Annotated in this window: 17 protein-coding genes and 1 tRNA gene; 6 read left to right on the top strand and 12 right to left on the bottom strand. The window is 33.1% G+C overall.

Annotated elements, in window-relative coordinates; translation table 11 throughout:
• The first annotated feature begins 2 nt into the window (after positions 1-2).
• From H560_RS0111605 to H560_RS0111595, 3 genes are all read left to right on the top strand, one after another.
• Complete coding sequence (locus tag H560_RS0111605) at positions 3-215, top strand: hypothetical protein (protein WP_027380198.1); 213 nt, start codon at positions 3-5, stop codon at positions 213-215.
• Between the two features lie 61 nt (positions 216-276).
• On the top strand, positions 277-1,563 hold the full coding sequence (locus H560_RS0111600; RefSeq protein WP_027380197.1) for a TlpA family protein disulfide reductase: 1,287 nt from the start codon (positions 277-279) through the stop codon (positions 1,561-1,563).
• Between the two features lie 44 nt (positions 1,564-1,607).
• Positions 1,608-1,681: transfer RNA gene (locus tag H560_RS0111595), tRNA-Met, on the top strand.
• Between the two features lie 136 nt (positions 1,682-1,817).
• Here the strand turns inward: H560_RS0111595 and H560_RS0111590 are convergent.
• The 8 genes from H560_RS0111590 to H560_RS22725 form a co-directional block, all read right to left on the bottom strand.
• The gene (locus H560_RS0111590) at positions 1,818-2,558 is read right to left on the bottom strand and encodes a CPBP family intramembrane glutamic endopeptidase (protein WP_027380196.1); all 741 of its coding nucleotides are present in this window, start codon (positions 2,556-2,558) and stop codon (positions 1,818-1,820) included.
• 209 nt (positions 2,559-2,767) lie between these two features.
• Positions 2,768-3,097, bottom strand: a complete 330-nt coding sequence (locus tag H560_RS0111585) for a hypothetical protein (RefSeq protein WP_027380195.1) — start codon at positions 3,095-3,097, stop codon at positions 2,768-2,770.
• A 169-nt stretch (positions 3,098-3,266) separates the two neighbouring features.
• Positions 3,267-4,565, bottom strand: coding sequence for an HlyD family secretion protein (locus tag H560_RS0111580; RefSeq protein ID WP_185095856.1), 1,299 nt, complete (start codon positions 4,563-4,565; stop codon positions 3,267-3,269).
• A 60-nt stretch (positions 4,566-4,625) separates the two neighbouring features.
• Entirely contained in the window at positions 4,626-4,829 is a 204-nt protein-coding gene (locus H560_RS0111575; protein ID WP_027380193.1) for a hypothetical protein, read from the bottom strand.
• 48 nt (positions 4,830-4,877) lie between these two features.
• Positions 4,878-7,070 carry a peptidase domain-containing ABC transporter gene (locus H560_RS0111570; RefSeq protein ID WP_027380192.1) on the bottom strand — a complete coding sequence of 731 codons (2,193 nt, stop codon included), beginning with the start codon at positions 7,068-7,070 and terminating at the stop codon, positions 4,878-4,880.
• Between the two features lie 113 nt (positions 7,071-7,183).
• The gene (locus tag H560_RS0111565; protein ID WP_027380191.1) at positions 7,184-8,689 is read right to left on the bottom strand and encodes a thioredoxin domain-containing protein; all 1,506 of its coding nucleotides are present in this window, start codon (positions 8,687-8,689) and stop codon (positions 7,184-7,186) included.
• Between the two features lie 77 nt (positions 8,690-8,766).
• Positions 8,767-9,855, bottom strand: coding sequence for a TlpA disulfide reductase family protein (locus H560_RS0111560; protein WP_027380190.1), 1,089 nt, complete (start codon positions 9,853-9,855; stop codon positions 8,767-8,769).
• Positions 9,856-9,896: 41 nt separating this feature from the next.
• Positions 9,897-10,154, bottom strand: coding sequence for a bacteriocin-like protein (locus H560_RS22725; RefSeq protein ID WP_081413966.1), 258 nt, complete (start codon positions 10,152-10,154; stop codon positions 9,897-9,899).
• A 299-nt stretch (positions 10,155-10,453) separates the two neighbouring features.
• On the opposite strand from H560_RS22725, the gene H560_RS21480 reads away from it, so the two are divergent.
• From H560_RS21480 to H560_RS0111540, 3 genes are all read left to right on the top strand, one after another.
• Entirely contained in the window at positions 10,454-10,768 is a 315-nt protein-coding gene (locus H560_RS21480) for a helix-turn-helix domain-containing protein (protein ID WP_228372468.1), read from the top strand.
• A 237-nt stretch (positions 10,769-11,005) separates the two neighbouring features.
• Positions 11,006-13,189: a lantibiotic dehydratase family protein gene (locus H560_RS0111545; RefSeq protein ID WP_027380189.1), complete on the top strand. Its 2,184-nt coding sequence runs from the start codon at positions 11,006-11,008 to the stop codon at positions 13,187-13,189.
• Positions 13,190-13,191: 2 nt separating this feature from the next.
• Positions 13,192-14,028, top strand: coding sequence for a thiopeptide-type bacteriocin biosynthesis protein (locus H560_RS0111540; RefSeq protein ID WP_228372467.1), 837 nt, complete (start codon positions 13,192-13,194; stop codon positions 14,026-14,028).
• 427 nt (positions 14,029-14,455) lie between these two features.
• Here the strand turns inward: H560_RS0111540 and H560_RS0111535 are convergent, their stop codons facing one another.
• The 4 genes from H560_RS0111535 to H560_RS0111520 form a co-directional block, all read right to left on the bottom strand.
• Positions 14,456-15,421: a DUF3810 domain-containing protein gene (locus H560_RS0111535; protein ID WP_155844993.1), complete on the bottom strand. Its 966-nt coding sequence runs from the start codon at positions 15,419-15,421 to the stop codon at positions 14,456-14,458.
• An 85-nt stretch (positions 15,422-15,506) separates the two neighbouring features.
• Positions 15,507-17,267, bottom strand: coding sequence for an MFS transporter (locus H560_RS23370; RefSeq protein ID WP_027380186.1), 1,761 nt, complete (start codon positions 17,265-17,267; stop codon positions 15,507-15,509).
• Positions 17,268-17,310: 43 nt separating this feature from the next.
• Entirely contained in the window at positions 17,311-18,039 is a 729-nt protein-coding gene (locus tag H560_RS0111525; protein ID WP_027380185.1) for a lysophospholipid acyltransferase family protein, read from the bottom strand.
• Between the two features lie 3 nt (positions 18,040-18,042).
• On the bottom strand, positions 18,043-18,501 hold the full coding sequence (locus H560_RS0111520; protein WP_027380184.1) for a GtrA family protein: 459 nt from the start codon (positions 18,499-18,501) through the stop codon (positions 18,043-18,045).
• Positions 18,502-18,670 lie beyond the last annotated feature (169 nt).

Genomic DNA, 18,670 nt, shown 5'->3' with positions numbered 1-18,670 from the left:
ATATGAAAGCTATAAATAAACTAGTATCACTTCTTTTTCTTTTTGCTGCCATGTGGGTGAGTGCAGACACACCCCCTAACCCAATCGGAGGCGGTAGTGGAGGTAACGGAACAGGAGCGGCTTCACCAATTGATATGTATGTATATGCATTAGGTGTTATTGCGGTAATGTTCATTGTATTCTTTACAAAGAAATATTCAAGTAAAAAAATATAAAATTTTATTAAAATATTATTAAACTCTCTGTTTACTCAGAGAGTTTTTTTATTTTTACCATATGAAAAAGATTTATACAATTTCAGCTTTACTAGCTGTATTTTCTTTACAGGCACAGTTTACTGTTACAATTCAGGCTCCTTCTGACTTCAAAGAACAAGACGCTATCCTATATACTTTAAACGGTTCTAAAGATATTATTTTCTCCAAGGAGCAGAATAAAAATAATACCTGGACTTTTAAATACCCAAAAAATTATATGGGTATGATGAAAGTATATTTTCCAAACTCAAATAACGCATTTAATTTTATTTCCGAGAATAAAAATGTAAATGTGAAGCTTGAAACCCAGACGAACAAAATTAAAAATGTTGTTTATTTGGATGAATCCAATGATATTATGAGTAAAATACAGGAAGGATCTCAAAAAAAGGAATTGATCTTACCTGCATTATCTCAGATTAAAGAATATTATAAAGATGATACAGACTTCGGAAAAGCTCTTAAAACGGAAATAAACAGACTTTCCGGCAGCGCTGATGGTATAGATCAGACAAAGCATCCTTTCATTTATTATTATAATACAAACTATAGTAAATTTCTTTCTAATGATGCCTCAAAAAAAGCAAGTCAGGATGATATTATCAACTTTATAGATAAGTCAAATGATATGCTTGAGACCTCTACATTATTGAGACCTATACTTGTCAACTATCTTAATACCGGCGGAAATACAAATGTCACTGCTTCTGTAGATAAGCTTTTAGATAGATTGAAAGTTGAAACTCCGAGAGGACAGACGGTTTTATCTGAGCTGATTGATATTTTTGACGTCTATGACATGGCTGAATATAAGGATAAGTACCTAAACCTGGCCAAAAATCTGAAGTGCACCATTACGGATAGGCTTGCTTCTACATTAAAGTCTAACGCAAACGTAGAAATGGGAGCAACTTTTCCTAATACGAAATTTCAGTCACCTGTAAATACTACTGCTAAATCATTGTATGATGTTAAAGCTGATAAAAAGGTGATTGTATTCTGGTCTTCTACCTGTTCACATTGTGAAAGCGAACTTCCTCAATTATTGGCCAAGTATAATGATTTAAAAGCGAAAAATATTCAGGTAGTGGGATTGTCTTTGGATGTTGATAAAGATTCTTATTCTAAAAAAATAACGGCATTTCCTTGGGTAAATGATTCGGAATTGAGAGGATGGAACAGCAGCTATGTAGATACGTACAATGTTCATGCAACTCCTACGTATTTTATTTTGGATGCTAACAATAAGATAATCAATAAACCAGACCATGTAGGCGATGTTTTAGAATATTTTAAGTTAAAATAATTTTGGAGGTAAGTAAATATTTTCTATATTTGCACCACCAAAACGGCGAGGTAGCTCAGTTGGTTAGAGCGCAGGATTCATAACCCTGAGGTCACGGGTTCAATTCCCGTCTTCGCTACAATAGCGAAAAAAAACCGAAACAGATGTTTCGGTTTTTTTTATGTCTTTTAGTTAAAAATTTTAACTTTCATATCCAATAATTCTTTCTAATCAAGAGCTATCTGGAGTTCCATATCTATTCGAGAAAGGAACTATTAAATAAGTTTCCTGCTTTGTTGATACAAAAGGTAAATGACTCCTACTATGACACAATTAACAATGCTTATAAAAATAAGTGTAACTATAAAATCCGAAAAGCTATAAGAAATACCATCAGTAGTTGTATCGTATAAATATGATTTATAAGTACCGAAATAATTGATAATTCCGTGAATTGTTATACACGCTATGAGTTGCTTTGTTCGATAATAGATGTACTGTAATATCACGCCTATTCCAAAAGCAAAAAATATCTGATTGATAGTAGAATAAAGGTCATAATTAACTTTTAACAGATTAAGAATATGTACAGCAGCAAAAAAAACAGAAGTTATTAGAATTACCTGAAATTCGTAATTTTTGGTATTAGAATTATTTATTTTTTCAAATAGAAACTTCCGAAAAAGTAGTTCTTCAAATACTGCTACTGAAATGCATGAAAGTAGGAATAAAAAATTTGTAATGATTTCTATTTTTTCATTCTGTATAGAAAAAAAACTAAAAACAATTACAATTGATGAAAGTAGAATACCTTTAAAATTTACCTTTACAGGTTCCTGATTATTATGTTTTATTAAAAGTATTATTACTATAGAAAGCATAAGCTTTAAAGCTACTTTAAAAGCTAAAGCTTCATTTGTGGAAGAAATGAAAGTACTTATTAGGTTCTGAAAAACTGAATTTAATAGAAGAATTAAAATTAATGCAAATACAATATCTTTATTAAAAACTTTCATTATTTATAAAATTGAAAATCTCACAACTATACGAATTATTTTATCATTTTAATGTAAAATAGAAACCCGTATTAGTTGTGAGAATATTTACTTATAATATTAGAAATCTATTCCGATTTCAAAAGATGCCTCGCAATCATAGAAAAATACGCATGGCTCTCCAAAATAAGAAGTATTGTACCAGCTTGTATTCGGACATTTACCTAGTTTCATTTACATCCAAACTTAATACCTCCTCCAGGCTTAACTTTGCCGGCATATTCAGTTTTTACTTGGGTAACTAATTTATCTTTATGAAGGAAATCCTCACCAATACTAACCTCTACACCGTTGTAGATGTCTTCCTGAGCAAGCTTAAGATTTTCAACAGATGTGTAAATACCGTCTCCTGCTACTGCATCATTAAATAATCCATTATCAGAATACTCTACACCATCGTACTTATAAACAGGTAAAAGTTCATAATTTTCGTCATAAGAAATCATTCTTACCGTTAAAAGAACACTTTCCGAAGGAGTTTGTCCATAATTGAATTTCACAATAGCTACTGATTTAGTAAATAATTCTATTTCAGTTGCCGGATCTGTTTTACTTAGTACGTTTTTATTGATAACAAAGTACTAAAAGAATTTTTTCATTTAATTAATTTTTTAATTTAAGTTAAAAATACCCATCTATTCACGCTATTTTATGTCTTTAATTTTGATCCTAACTCTGATAACCCAGCAATTTTCTCATCTGATAGAAGAATCTTTCAATCAGCCTTAAATCTTGGGTAACAATTTCAGCATTGCCTTTTAATTCCTTATCAAAAGGAAGGTTTTTATTGTAACTAGTTTTTAGTCCTTTTGGAAGAATTACATCCACATAATAATTTCCATCTTTATCCGGAGAAAGCGAAATATTTTGCACCTTTCCTTCAACAATGCCGTATTCCTGATAACGATAATTATCTAATTTAATTAAAACTTTTTCTCCAGATGTTACCTTTCCGGAATTAACGGCTGGTACAGCCATTCTGCCTACTAAATTTTCCCTGTTTTTGGGAAGAATAGAGATAATTACATCTCCGGCTTTTACAAACTGATTTTCGCCAAAAAACTGCTGAAAACTGGCCAGTCCTTCAGTATTGGAAATGATCAGGTAATTTTGTTCCCATTGTTTAAGCGATTTTCTTAGCTGTTCAAACAACTGCAGTGTCTGGGAAGAGTAGGTGATCTTATCTTTTTCCGTATTAATGGCGGTTCCGCTTTTTGTTTTATTTAAATTGGATATCTCTTCTTCTATTTGAGAAAGGGAAATCGTAATATTTTCTAAATTCTGCTGAGCCTGAATAAATTTAATCTTTTCATTTTCCAGTTCTACCTGGGCGATAACACCCTGGTTAAACAATTCCTGAGAACGCTGATAGTTTTTTCTGGTAAGCTCATATTTTGCCTGCTCAAGGTTTTTCTGCTGCTTTAAAGTTGCAATTCTTACACGGTATTCAGAAAGGCTCTGATTCGCAGCTAAATTTTCAGGCGCGTAAGGCTGAAGCCTTGTAAATAACGCTTCATCCTGAAATGCTTTTGCAAAACTGTTGTAATCACTTTGTAGTTCACCCAATTTAAAATGGGAGGTTTCCTGAAGAGGGAAAGCCGAAAGCTGATTGGGGGTAAGAGAATCAATGATTTTTTTTAGCGCTAAAACATCTTTATAATTAGCAGTGGACTGCATCACCATCAATACTTCATTTTTATTAACCTGCTGATGATTTTTAATGAATATTTTTTCAATTTTAGAATTGGTTCTGGCTTCGAGTTTTTCAGGCGGGTTTTGTGAAGTTACCACAATAGGAGCCGGAACAAATTCCGGATATTTGATGATATAGCTCATTATTAAAATGAGAATGAGGATGATGAGAATGATAGTATTTCCCCAGAGGATCATCCAGTGAGGCGGTTGAGTAAGGATATCCTGAACGCTTTCCGAGCGAAGCTCAATATTGTCTAAAATGTCTTTTTCCATATGAATTTAAAACTCAATAACCTTCACCCGAAGATTATTGAGTGTGCTTTTAAAATAATCTTATAACGGCAATGTATAATCACATTTCGGATTATTGCCTGGTTCTACCCCCGGAATGTCTCCATCCGGGCAATAGCGGTTACATGCATTCCACTGCTTTACATTGTTGATGTAGCAAAAGCAATTGCATGGAAATACAGGAATCGGCCCTGAACCGTGGATTTCGCTTAAATTTTTTCTTTCAATTTTTCTTAAATTTTTCATAACTATAAGATTTTGAGTTGGTTATTTAAATTTAATAAAAATATTTAATTAATTTCCAAGTTCTAATTGATTTTTTACCAATCTGTAATATTCGCCTCTGGCTGCAACCAGTTCTGCATGATTTCCTTCTTCCACTACCTTTCCTTTATCCAAAACAATGATTTTATCTGCATGCTTTACTGTAGAAAGCCTGTGCGCAATCACAATGGCTGTTTTGCCTTTGAAAAACTGCTCAAGATTTTCCATGATCACTTTTTCATTATTGGCATCGAGTGCTGAAGTAGCTTCATCAAAGAAAATATATTCCGGAGATTTGTAAACTGCCCTTGCAATGAATAACCTTTGCTTCTGACCGCCGCTGACCCCCAATCCTTCATTCCCTATTTTGGTATTGTAGCTGAGGGGCAGCTCTTCGATAAAATCTTTAATATTGGCAATTTCTACAGCTTTTCTCAGCTTTTGCTTGTCGACATAATCTTCTCCTACAGCAATATTGTTGGCAATGGTATCATTAAAAACATAACCTTCCTGCATCACAACCCCGCAATGATCTCTCCAGAATCTGGGGGAGATATTTTTCAGTTTGGTATTTCCTAACTTAATGTCTCCCTGAGTGGGCTCATAAAATTTCATCAACAGCTTTAAAAGGGTTGTTTTTCCGCTCCCACTGGCTCCTACAATGGCGGTAGTTTTCTGATAGGGAATATTTAAACTTAAATTTTCAAAAACAAACTGGTCTGAACCAATATAACGGAATGAAAGGTTTTCTATTTCAATATCTTTCTGAGGCAGATCATGTGCATATTGTTCGTCTTTACTTTCTTCATCGTCTTTATCGTGAATTTCACCCAATCTTTCCAGGGAAATTTTAGCATCCTGGGTTTGTTTAATGAAATCAATGAGCTGCAATAGCGGACTATTCAGCTGGCCGATGATATATTGCACAGAAAGCATCATCCCTAAGGTTAAATTTCCACTCAAAACAAGTTTCGCTGAAAGAAAACTTACCAGGATATCCTTCATTTGGTTGATAAAATTACCACCGACCGACTGCCATTGTTCGAGTGAAAGTGATTTTATTCTAATTTTAAACAATTTAACCTGTAAAAACTCCCAATCCCAGCGTTTTTGCTTTTCGGCGTTATGCATTTTAATTTCCTGCATCCCGTTGATGAGCTCAATGACCTTGCTCTGTTCCTGCGAAACCTGGGAAAATCTTTTATAATCAAGCTCTTTTCTTTTGCTGAGGAAAAAACTGATCCATCCGATATAGGCAATTGCCCCGACAAGATATACGATAAACAGCCTGTAATCATAAAATAAAAGGACAATACTGAAAATGATCAGGTTGACTAATGAAAACAGGGTGTTCAGCGAAGAGCTCGTTAAAAGCTGCTCAATTCTGTGATGATCGTTGATTCTCTGCATGATATCGCCGGTCATTCTCGTATCGAAAAAGCTGATCGGTAATTTCATTAGCTTAATAAAGAAATCGGAAATAATGGAGATATTAATTCTCGCGGAAAGATGCAGCAGGATCCAGCTTCGGATAACTTCAATACCCATCCGGCCGAGAAAAAGCATGATTTGGGCTAAAAGAACAAGATAAATAAAATTAAGATCTTGATTCTGAATCCCCACATCCACGATACTCTGGGTAAGAAAAGGAAAAATAAGCGACAGTAAACTTCCGGCCAAAAGCCCGATCGCAAGCTGGATAACGAGCGATTTGTACTTCAATAAATATTTAGATAAAAAGCTGAAGCTGGCCTTACTTTCCTGATCATCAAATTCTGTCTGGAAAAAAGCGGGTGTTGTTTCCAGGATTAAAACAATTCCTTCTTCTGTTTTTTCATTGGCATTTTCGCCGATCCAAAGCTTTATAAATTCGTCCCTGTTATAAGTAATTAATCCATAGCTAGGGTCCGAAATATAGGCTTTATTATTTTTGTCAATTTTATAAACAACTACAAAATGATTTTTGTTCCAGTGAACAATGCAGGGCAGCGGAACTTCTTCCGCAAGCGTTTCAAAATTGATCTGAACACCAAGCGATCGATATCCCAAATCTTCTGCAGCATCGCTTAATCCCAATAAGCTGCTTCCTTCCCGTGTGGTTTCTGAGAGGTTACGAATCTGTTGCAGCGAGATAGTTTTTCCATAATATCTGCTTACAATACGGAGGCAGGTAGGACCGCAGTCTTTTGAATCGGGTTGGCGGTAGAAAGGGAAGGATTTCAATTTTTTATCAATTTGTATTAAAATAATTGCCGCCTTTTCAACGACAGATTTTTTTTAGATTAAGCTTTTTTAAGCTTTAAAAATAAGCAATTTTGTTGAATACTAATTCTTTATTAAACCTCATCATCTTCTATTAATTCATCAATAAAGTAATAAATGTCTTCTCTATCATATTTTTCAGGAAACTGATGCCCATTGATTAAAATAATTGGTGTAAAGTTTAGTCCGGCTTCTTTATTTTCTTCAGACATTTTGATGAGTGAAGTAAGATCTTCAGTGGCGGAAGCCGTTCCTGCTTTTTGTATTATTTTGTTTTCATCTTTAGTTTCGAACCAATAATCAACAGTTTCAAGAAAATCTGCTTCCGGTTTATTTCTGTAAATATGCATGAAATCTGAAATAAGGCGGGTAAATTTTTCATCCTGCTTTTCTGGGAAATAATTGAATCTCATCTGTACAGAAATGTCATTCGGATATTTTTGCAGTAAAGTCTCCATGATTTTGTGAGCACCTTTGCAAAAACCGCAATATGGATTTGAAACAACCGAAATTTTTAATCCTGCATCCCTATTTCCCAACGCAAATGTTTCATTGTCGGAAAAAATAATTTTTTCATTTTCTAAAAATTCTCTTTTGAAGAGGTTATAATTTCTTTTGAACCTTAAATTTTTTGCATTTGATTTTTGCAGGTTTTCTTTTTCATTAAGAGTGTTATTTAAATATAAAACCAATGAGAAAGAGGCTATCCATAAAATCAGGCTCAATAAAATAATCTTTAGATCAAAAAAAATCTGCTCGAATAAAAATGAGGAAATCAAAAGTTGAGCCACAAGAATTGAAATAATTAAAAGACAAACCCTGCAAAATGTTTTTTCTACAAACCCCTGTATATACACTGAATATCCAATGGCAATAATAGAAGCCAGCGCAAAACCTTTTATGATAAATGAGGTTGAGGGCAGGAAAATGCCGAGTACAGTAATCCCGATGAAATATATCAATGAAAAGTCTGAAAATTTTAAACCTAATATGCTTGTTTTATCCTGATCAATGATTTTATTACATGAATTTACACTTTGTTGGGCTGTAGTATCGCCACAGATACTTCCTATAACTGCTGAAGTATTTCCGAACTTCTGTTTGAAAATTTCCAGGGAAATATAAACTCCGGCCAAAGAAAGCACATTAAAAACAGCTTCATACCAGACATGATTCCAAAACGAATAGATTGCTGTAAGTGCAAAAATTGCATAAATAAATGGCTTGTAGCTGGTAACTGTTTTTGTTTCTACATTTTCTTTCTCAAAAAGTAAGACAAAGTCTGTAGAATTTTTGTAAAGTTCTTCTTTATTGAGCGTTTTTGTTTTATCTGAATATATTGAATAGGAAGCTCCGGTTTTCTTAACCAGTGAAAAGGTATTATCTACAATGGCTATAAATTCTTCCGGCAGCTCATCCCAATATTCCTTGTCTAATTCATAGGCATCATTTCGAATGCCCATAAAATTTAAAGTATCGCTAAAGGCCAGTGCGGAAGGGTAATTGGGATGTGAATTGAACTGAAACAGGAACTCCTGTTTGTCGAGTTTCAGATAATTGATGAGTTTGTCCAATAGCATATTAATATTTTTAACTAAAATACGCAGATGTTTGAAAAAAACAAATGGTTTTTCAATTTTGTGGGATTTATTGTGTTTTACTTAATGAAATTAATTAAATCTTTTTCAGAAGACAATCCAACAGTTGTCTTTAAAATCTTAGAATTATCATCAAGAAGTACGGTATAAGGGATTGCACCGTTTAACTTGAAATATATCTGTATTTTTTCATAATTTGGATCTTTATCACTTATAAACATCTGTTTCCAATTCATTTGCTCTTGATTTAATGCTTTTTTCCATGCATTTTTATCTTCATCAATTGAAATTGAAATAAATTCTATTGATTCATCTTTTGTACTATATATTCTTTTCAAAAGAGGAATTTCCTGTCTACATGGTCCGCACCAACTTGCCCAAAATACGACAAGATGCTTTTTGTATTTTGAATCCAAAACTGGAGATTTAACTCCTTTTAAATTTTCCAACATAGGGAGAGAAGTATTTTTTTCGGCATACCTTTTTTTGTTGTAGGCATACAAATTTTTAAATAGATCATTTTTGGTAATATCTCCTTTGAATAATTTTAAATATAGATCCACTTGTTCTGGAGGAAAACTGTTTTTATTTTCACTTATTTTTTCTAATAAATAATATGATGAAGGGAAAGTGTAAATTTTTTCTTTTATAACTTGTATCGTTTGAGCATTTATTTTTTCAAATAGGTCCCCATCGATATTGTAAAAAGCTTCAGTTTGTATACCAGACTTAATAGGTGTTTTCAAATCGACAGACCTTATATGTTCTGGAAAACCATTTGGTGTGTTGTCAAAAAATTCGCCATTTATTTTTATAAAAGGGTCTGACATAAAAACAGATTGTACTAATGGGGAACCTTTATATTTAGACTTTGTAGGAAACCCAAAAACTCGTTTAACATTCTTTTTATCAATATGAAATATACCAAGATATACAGGCAAATTAGTTTTATTGAAATATTTAAATTCAAATTTTCCACTAACTACTTTTGTACTATCTATTTTTTCCAACATTGTTTCTTTAAAAAGGTACATCGTTCCATCTGGTAAATTAGGAATATTACCTGTTATTAATGTTTTATTAGCGTTTTCTTTAGAACAAGAAAAGGTTGTTATAATTAAAAGAAAAATTGATATATAAATTTTCATAATAAATTTTATTAAAAAGGCTGTGTTACCAGCCTCTATTTTTAGTCATTGCAATGGGAAACGCCTCCGTTTGATGTTAGTGTCAAATTTCCTAAACCAGTTTCACAATATCCTGGTGAAGTCAATGCCCAATTTACTAAATCCGACAAGACTGCTGAGTTTGGTGGTTTAGTTGTGGAACATGTACCAGGGTAAGTTTTAAATGATCCATCAGGTTGTTTAACAACAACAGAACATGCCTTTCTTCCTCCTGAAATTCTTTTCAACTCATTTCTTGAAAGTTTTTTTAAATTTTTCATTTTTTGTTTTTTAAATTTAATAATAATTTATTGTCATATAATCCCTGACATGGGCTTTTTCTAATTATTTTTAATTTATACCTGCGCAAGTGTAAATTGAATAATTAAAAGCGCTTTATCAATATTGATTTTCAAAACTATAAAAAAACTACATTTCGAAATAGACAAAAGGTTGCGATTTTTTTGCAATTTTCGGCTTAATTTTGCATGAAATTTGCATACATTTGCAAAAAACACAGCAAAATGATACAAGAGAAATTAAGAAATCTTAGAAAACAAAGGGGCATGTCTCAGGAAAAATGGCAAAAATATTATCTACAGATACTTCCAGCTATTCCCGCAAGGAAAATGGAAAATCTAGAATTCATGATGATGAATGGGAAAAACTTGCAAAAGCATTAGATGTTTCTGTAGAAGAAATTAAAGAAGAAAATGGATTAGGGATAATACATAATGAAAATTCAACATTTAATGATAATGCAGGGAATTATAATCATTATTATAGTGTACCCAATTCAATCATAGATAATCTGCAGGATTACATTAATCTTTTAAAAGAACAAAACGGATCATTGAAAAAAGAAAATGAAGATTTGAAATCTCAATTGAAATGAGTTTACAGTATTTAAAAAAATACAGGCATCTAAAAATTAGATGCTTTTTTTATTTCCTTTTTATTGTAATCGATAGTTTTCGCAAAGTATAAAAGGGTTTTATATCCCAGACCCTTAAAAACCAAAATTATGAGCAGTTAGAGAAATATTACGGCAGGGAGTTTCCGTAATGGTGAATTGTAGACAAATTGATAAAAATTTGTATTATTGTATCAGAAAAAACACAAAAAAATAAAAATGCCCCAGTTCCCATATCAATTTTTTGAGGAATACGTAGTCCGGACACCTTTTTTTTCAAATAAGGACTTTCAAAAAAAGTTTGAGAAAGAAAAGCTATCTGATGATGATTTGAAAGAAGTCTGTAAAGATCCTGTTTTTCAGGAAGCAATCTACCTGGCTTCGCCGTATGTGTACCAGGAAGTTCAGCAATGGTTTTCAGGGAAAGAACTGCAATCTAAACAAATTCAAAAACTAAAAAATACCATTTTAAAATATTATAGCCGGATGAGTACGCGATGTACACCATTCGGCTTATTCTCGCAGGTTGGTCTTGGCAGATTTAACCATACTCAATCTTCGGCTGGTGCTGCAAAAATAATAAGAGATACCAAGCTGGATATGCACTTTTTAGTAAATTTAGCGAGAAGTTTTGAGAGAATTCCTCATATAAAAGAACAATTATTATTTTTCCCGAATAACAGTATTTATAAAATTGGAGACAAAATCCGGTATGTAGAATTTGAAAATAACAATGGAAAAAGAGATTACATTATCTCATCCGCTGTTTATTCCAACGAGCTGGAGAAATGCCTGAAATTTTCAAAGTCAGGAAAAACAATTTCCGAGCTTGCAAGTATTGTTATCAGTAAAGAAATAACCATAAATGATGCAGAAGAATATATGGCAGAGCTTATAGACAATCAGATTTTGGTGAGTGAAATAGAACCGGTGGTTTCGGGAAATGATTTTCTGGATACACTTATTTCTGCTTTGAATAGGATAAATGCAGAAAAGGAAGTTGAAACTTTACTTTTAATAAAATCAAAATTGGATACAGTTGATGGAACAATAGGAAATTCTATTAAACAGTATCTGGAAATTGAACAACTCATACAATCCCTCAATGCTGATTATGAAAAGAACTACCTTTTCCAGACCGATCTCTATAATAATGTAGATCACACTTTATCGCCAAATTGGAAAAAAGAGCTCAAAAAGGGAATTAGTTTTTTAAGCAAATTATGCCTCCTGCAAAAAGATAATCATTTCGAGCAATTTAAAAAAGCTTTTAATGAAAGGTTTGAAACTCAGGAAATGCCATTAACTTACGTCCTCGATGTAGAAGTTGGGATTGGTTACAGGCAAGATGTTCAGTCAAAGGGAATCCATCCATACCTTGAAGATCTGAAATTTCCATTTTCTGCTAAAAATGAATACCAGAAAATTGAGCTGAGCCCCGTACACAAAGTCCTGAATGAAAAACTGCAACAAGCTTTGTGGGAAAATCAAATTATGATTGAATTATCGGATGAAGATTTTAAAGGTTTTGAAGAAAACTGGAAAGATATACCTGAGACAATTTCTTTTATGGGGGAGATTGTTTCTGAGAATAAACAAGAAAAATTATTTTTGAATGGAGGCGGAGGAAGCACGGCAGCAAATCTTCTCGGCCGGTTTTGCTCTGAAAAATCAAAGCTGAAAAATTTAACCAAAATAATTGCTGAAAAGGAAGAAGAATTAAATCCCGACTTTATTTTAGCTGAAATCATCCACCTTCCTGAGGCCAGGATTGGAAACGTAATTCGCAGGTCGACCCTGAGAAAATATGAAATTCCATATTTAGGTCAATCGGTTTTAGCAGAAGAAAATCAAATTCCAATTGATGATCTTTATATTTCTTTGAAAAATGGCAGTATTATTTTAAGATCAAAAAAGCTAAATAAAGAAGTTCGGCCCTACTTAACGAATGCCCATAATTATTTTTCAAATAGCCTTCCGGTCTATCATTTCTTAGCAGATTTCCATTCTCAAAACAGAAGAACGGGATTATATTTCAATTGGGGAGGCTTAGAACAGGTGTATCATTTCCTGCCGAGAGTGGAGTATAGGAACATTATACTTTCAAAAGCTCAATGGAAAATTTCAGAAATGGATGTATCTGCACTGGAGCTCATCACTAAAGACAAGGCAAACTTTTTAAAGGAGATTAAAAACTGGAGAAACAAAAGAAAAATTCCCGCATGGATTCAGTGGGTAAAATCTGATAATAAGATTACCATTAATCTTGAAAACTATGATCTTGTAATGATGTTTGTGGATGTAGTTAAGAATGAAAAATCAATTATAATTGAAGAATATCTGTACAATGAAAATGATGATTTTAAGCGAGAATTCATTTTCCCAATTTTTAAAGTGAACTGATAATGAAAAGAAAATTTATCCCGGGAAGTGAATGGCTCTATCTTAAAATATATACCGGAGTGAAAACTGCAGACCTTGTTTTAAGTGACAGTATCATGCCTTTAGTTGAATTTTTAACAGAAAAAAGGCTTATAAAAAAGTGGTTTTTTATCCGGTATAATGATCCTAAACCTCATCTTAGATTAAGATTTGAGCTTGCAGAAACCGGAAATTATGATACAATTATTTTAAAAATAAATACTGCCCTTGAAAAGTATATGGACTCCGGTGAGATTTCTAATTTTTTGATAGACACCTACAATCGTGAAATTGAAAGGTATGGTGAGCAAACCATTAACGAAGCTGAATATTTATTTTATAAAAACAGTGAACTTATAGTAAAGGAATATCTGGATTTTGATGATGAAGAAAAACTCATCGTTTCGGTATTTTATATTGATCAAATCCTGGGAAAATTAGGGCTTTCCATTGAAGAAAAATTAAAATGGATAGAAGATTCAAACCGCGCTTTCAAACAGGAATTCAATGCTGATAAAACGCTTAATGCTCAATTGGATAAAAAATACAGGGCGTTTAAAATAAAATATTCTGATTTTCTGGATCATGATGAATATAAATATTTCAGGGACACAATTATTTCTGAAACAGACAGCCTGAATGAAACTATTAAAATTATTTCTAAAAAATCTGATAACATACTTCTTCAGAGATTCTTTGAAAGTATATTTCACATGAACATCAACAGGCTTTTTATTTCAAATCAGCGGGTTTTTGAGATGGTGATTTATGATTATATGTACAGGTATTATAAATCGGAGTGTTTTAAAATTAAAGCTTGATAAAGTCTTATCCGCATATAAATAAAAACTTTGAAATTATTAAGCTATGTATTTCATATAAAAAAATACAACAATAATATTTCTAAACGTGAAAAAAAATATTTTTCTTAAAATGCATGTCTGAAATTAACTTATTACTAAACGAACGTTTGATATTTTATTACTTTTAAGTTAAAATTTATTATAAAATACTATTATTTTCATTAAATTTGAAATTACAAATAAGTCACTCAATCGTGACTAAAACTTGAAAAACTTAAAAATTCTTAAAATTTTCATAAAGTTTTAAAAAAAGGGAAAAATGTTTTTGTATTTCTAAAATATGTTGTACTTTTACAACGCCTTGAATGAGGGAACAAGTCAAGGTAATAAATTTTTTTTCATCATTTGTGTTTTTAGAATCGTATCGCCTGATACGATTCTTTTTTTATTTAATCTCCTCATAATTAAGAAGAAGATCTATAAAATAGGAGTATGTAACGGATCCTTCCTGCTGATTTCCTTTTAAAAACAGGTTATTTGTGAAACCGAAAAATTCATCCAGCCAGCCCTGATGACTCAAAACGAAATTTTTTTCGTTAAATCGGTCTCTTTTCATTTCTGCAGAATAGTTTTTCAATACAGATTTTACGAACTCAGGATCTTCATCTACAATGAAATTAAGAAGACTTTTTAATGTAAAATATTCAGTGCTGTATCGTAACTCATAATTTTTTGAATTAATACCTGTTAAATAGCCAATAAAATTCGCTTCCTGCTCTCTTGCAAAGCCAAGCTGGTGTGAGCTTTCGTGGGCTGTAGTAAAAGGAATATAAGTGCCGGGTAATTCCGAATTATACTGCGCCTCTGCAGTAAAAGGATTGTAATATCCTAGGATGCCGGTGTAGCTCATAATGTTTTTAAATACGCTGGGCTTAAAAGAGTTGATTTGAGGTGCTTTTTTATCCGAAATGTACTTCGGAAGTCTGGCTTGCTGAGCGAGTATTTCCTGCTGGATAGTTCGTAGATCGGTTACTATGAAGACTCCGCGGTGATCTTCCTGTACACTTTTTCGTGTTTCTTTGCATTTGGCCAGATATTTTAAAGCCAGAACTTTTGCTTTTGCAATTGTTGGTTCTTCCTGTCTGGATAATTTTTTAATAATCGGAACCTGGAAATACAGCATTCCCCAAAATATCTGGTAAATAAAATAAAAGATATTAACGGTAATAAGAATTCTTAACAAAGAAGATTTCCTGCTTGTTTTTTTAAAAGATTTAATGATGAGCCCCAAAAGGAGAATACCCAGCAAAATATAAAGGATGTCCCCAAAAGAAAAGGGAATCCATGAAAATATGATCCGGTGGATTTTTTTCTGAACTTCAAAAAAAGATTCAAAAAAAGAAATAACCATTCCGGATTTTGAGAATATATAAAACAAAAGAAATTGGGCAAGTAATAAACCCGCCCAAAATCTTTTCTTATATGTTATTTTTTTATTAATGCCCGCCACCATTTGATTCTTCAACTTGTACACCTTGTTTCTTCAATATTTTAGGAGTGATAAAACCATAAAACGCTAGATACACAAAACAGATAATTGGGATCACGTATGAAAAATGCGTCCACGTAATACCCATAATTCCCTCCGGACTTGTTTTATCAAAATCACAAAGCCATCCCTGGATTAGTGGTATGATACCCCCGCCCAGAATCATCATTACTAAAAAAGATGACGCTTTTCCTGTGTTTTTTCCCAGTCCTGCAATAGCAAGGTCGAAAATTGAAGGCCACATGATAGAGCAGAAAAGGCCCCCTGAAATAAAGAAGTATTTTGCAATTTCCTTGTCAGGATAGATCAAACCTAAGAACATCATTACAACGCCTGCAATTCCGAATATCATTAGCGTTTTACCTGCATTTTTACCTCCGATAAAGCTCATAATGATAAATGCAATAATCCATATCGCATAAATATAGAAAGATGAAACATCCTTGCCGCTTAATTCATTGGCAACAATGATAATTCCAAACGCGATAAAAGGAACTACAAATTTCAGAATAAGGTTAGTAGCATTAGAAATATTGAAAACATTGATACTGCCGTTCCATCTTCCGATCATTAAACTTCCCCAATATAAAGAAACAAACGGCGCAATATTATGCTCCAAAACTCCTCCGAACTCCTTCGTGTGAAGCAATGCCGGAAGATTACTGATGATAGAAACCTCCACTCCTACATATAGGAAAATGGCAAGCATTCCCAAATAAAGCTGAGGATAAGAGAAAACACTGAACTTTGAAGAGCCTTGTTCCAATTCTGCTTCTTCTTCCTTTGCCGGATCTTCAATTTTTGAGAACAACATGAAAATCGCTACCAGAATAAATGCAACTCCCAAAACAATAAATGGGACTTTAACCATTTTCAGGTTATCTTTTACAAATTCTATCGGGTAATTGATATTGCTGGAACGCTGTTTTATTTCACCTAAATTTTTAGAATAAGTATCAATCTGGGCCTCAGCGTTTGCCAGATTCTGATCGATCTGTGCTACCTGAGCATCAATGTCGGAAATGTTTTTTCCAATAGTAGAAATTACCTCTCTTACTTTTACCGGATCATCCTGAGTGTCTTTTTTCAGGGCAATAATATTTTTGGAAAGCTCTTCTTTATGAGCAATAAATTCATTTTTTACGACTTCTATTTTAGATAAGTTAGGATCTGGTGCTTTGGATTCATTTTTGTCTCCCATCCCGAAAAGGGCAATTCCTACAAGGATCGGCCCAATGGTGGTTCCAAGGGAATTTACTCCGCCGGCTAAAGTAAGACGGTGAGCTCCCGTTTGCGGACTTCCCATTTTAATGGCAAGCGGGTTTGCAACGATCTGCTGTACAGAAAAACCAAGACCTACAATAAACAATGCCGTTAAGAAAAACCAGAAATTTGCTGCTGCAGCCGCAGGAACAAATAAAAATGCTCCGAAAGCGGATAGCCCCAAACCTACTGCAAGCGTTTTCTTATAACCGAATTTCTGAAGGATATCACTTTTTAAAGAGATAATAAAGAAAATGACTGACCCCACAAAATAGGCGACATAAAATGCCCATGCTACAAGCTGGCTCTGTACCTGAGAAAGGACGAACCATTTTTTGAATACAGGGATTAATATATCATTACTGGCGGCTACAAAACCCCAGAAAAAGAAAACGACTATTAAGGATAGGAATTGTGACCATTTGGTCTGTTGATTAGAATCCATAAATTATTGATAATTGTTGAAAACAAATATATTATTATTTCTTTTAATTATGGTGTTTCGTCAATGTTTTTTTTATTTCGGAAAAAGCTTCTGCTTTAAGCTCTTTAATGGATTCAGAAGGGGATAAAATACCATTAAAAAACACTTTTACTTTACCCGGATAACCTTTTGAATTATCAAACGGAAAAATTTCCTTTAAACCTATAAAAGTAAAGATTACAATTGGCGAATTATGCTTGGAAGATAAGGTGAAAGCACCATCTTTGAATTCATCTAAAATAACAGAAGTGTCATCCGGAACTCCGCCTTCGGGGAAAATTACAATGCTGTTTCCTTCCTCCATTTTTTCTGCGCATCTTCGGTAGACATCGGCGCGGCTTCTTGCACTGCTGCGGTCTACCATCACACAGATTCTTTTATATATGGTTCCGAAAATCGGGATTTTTACCAGTTCTTTTTTTCCTACAAAACAGACGGGGTGCTCCGAACACAGAATACACATCAGCATAATATCCATGATCGAAGTATGGTTCGAAATAAAAACATACTGCTGGTTTTTATCTGGCATCTGATCGGAAAGTCTGGTAAGCTCATACCGCAGTCCCATTCCGTAAAAAATGAAGTAGCTCCAGAATCTGATGAATTTATAAGCGTATTTATAATGTTTTTTACTAAATGATAAAATATAAACCGGTATTCCGAAAAGTACCGTAAATACAAAGGCCAGCAGCAAAAGCCAGAATCTCCAGAGATAATTTAAAACTTTAGTCACAGCTTATCCGTTAAAAATTACCTTTTTCTTTACAGAATAATTAAGAATGGAGACCAGAAGAATCGCAGCGATCTTACTGATCATTTCCGGACTTAAAGTATAAATCACAAGATCTATATTATCCTTAAAAACATAGCTGTAAAAAACCTGGAAAAAGCCAAGGCTCAGTAAAGTGGAAATAAAGGACACCATCATGAAATAAGCAAACTCTCTTCTTTTGGAGTGTTTTCCTCTTTCAAATACAAACCAGATGCTCAGGAAATAATTGGTAATAATTCCGCAGCTTGTAGAGAAAATATTACTCAGCGGATAATGGATTCCGTGGAAGTTCATCTCCCGGGGAAAGAACTGGGGAAGACACGTGCTGAAAACCTTGAAGCTTCCTATTTCTACAACGGCGCTGAGCCCTCCCGCGATGATGAAGAACAAAACTTGTTTCTGGCGTATTAGTATTTCTCTCATTCAATATGATATGACATGCAAATTTATAACTATATGTTAAACCGTAAAAAAAGATGTTAAAAATTTTTTTAGATTCAAAATAATTTCTAAATTTAGTTTTCGGAATGATGCAAATTTCACCTGATAATAAATTCATTTTCAACTATTTGTGTTGATGGTTTTTCTATCT

It is taken from the genome of Chryseobacterium daeguense DSM 19388 (assembly GCF_000430825.1).
GTDB classification, from domain to species: Bacteria; Bacteroidota; Bacteroidia; order Flavobacteriales; family Weeksellaceae; genus Chryseobacterium; species Chryseobacterium daeguense.
The sequence above is the reverse complement of the archived record's forward strand: the minus strand, read 5'-3'. Positions and strand labels throughout refer to the sequence as shown.

Bases quoted from the DNA above. Each gene is read 5' to 3' on its own strand.
- H560_RS0111565 (WP_027380191.1), bottom strand. From the start codon at position 8,689: ATGCTATTGGACAAACTCATCAATTATCTGAAACTCGACAAACAGGAG.
- H560_RS0111545 (WP_027380189.1), top strand. From the start codon at position 11,006: ATGCCCCAGTTCCCATATCAATTTTTTGAGGAATACGTAGTCCGGACA.
- H560_RS0111605 (WP_027380198.1), top strand. From the start codon at position 3: ATGAAAGCTATAAATAAACTAGTATCACTTCTTTTTCTTTTTGCTGCC.
- H560_RS0111580 (WP_185095856.1), bottom strand. From the start codon at position 4,565: ATGGAAAAAGACATTTTAGACAATATTGAGCTTCGCTCGGAAAGCGTT.
- H560_RS0111600 (WP_027380197.1), top strand. From the start codon at position 277: ATGAAAAAGATTTATACAATTTCAGCTTTACTAGCTGTATTTTCTTTA.
- H560_RS0111560 (WP_027380190.1), bottom strand. From the start codon at position 9,855: ATGAAAATTTATATATCAATTTTTCTTTTAATTATAACAACCTTTTCT.
- H560_RS0111520 (WP_027380184.1), bottom strand. From the start codon at position 18,501: ATGAGAGAAATACTAATACGCCAGAAACAAGTTTTGTTCTTCATCATC.
- H560_RS0111540 (WP_228372467.1), top strand. From the start codon at position 13,192: ATGAAAAGAAAATTTATCCCGGGAAGTGAATGGCTCTATCTTAAAATA.
- H560_RS0111590 (WP_027380196.1), bottom strand. From the start codon at position 2,558: ATGAAAGTTTTTAATAAAGATATTGTATTTGCATTAATTTTAATTCTT.
- H560_RS22725 (WP_081413966.1), bottom strand. From the start codon at position 10,154: ATGAAAAATTTAAAAAAACTTTCAAGAAATGAGTTGAAAAGAATTTCA.
- H560_RS21480 (WP_228372468.1), top strand. From the start codon at position 10,454: ATGGCAAAAATATTATCTACAGATACTTCCAGCTATTCCCGCAAGGAA.
- H560_RS0111535 (WP_155844993.1), bottom strand. From the start codon at position 15,421: ATGGTTATTTCTTTTTTTGAATCTTTTTTTGAAGTTCAGAAAAAAATC.
- H560_RS23370 (WP_027380186.1), bottom strand. From the start codon at position 17,267: ATGGATTCTAATCAACAGACCAAATGGTCACAATTCCTATCCTTAATA.
- H560_RS0111575 (WP_027380193.1), bottom strand. From the start codon at position 4,829: ATGAAAAATTTAAGAAAAATTGAAAGAAAAAATTTAAGCGAAATCCAC.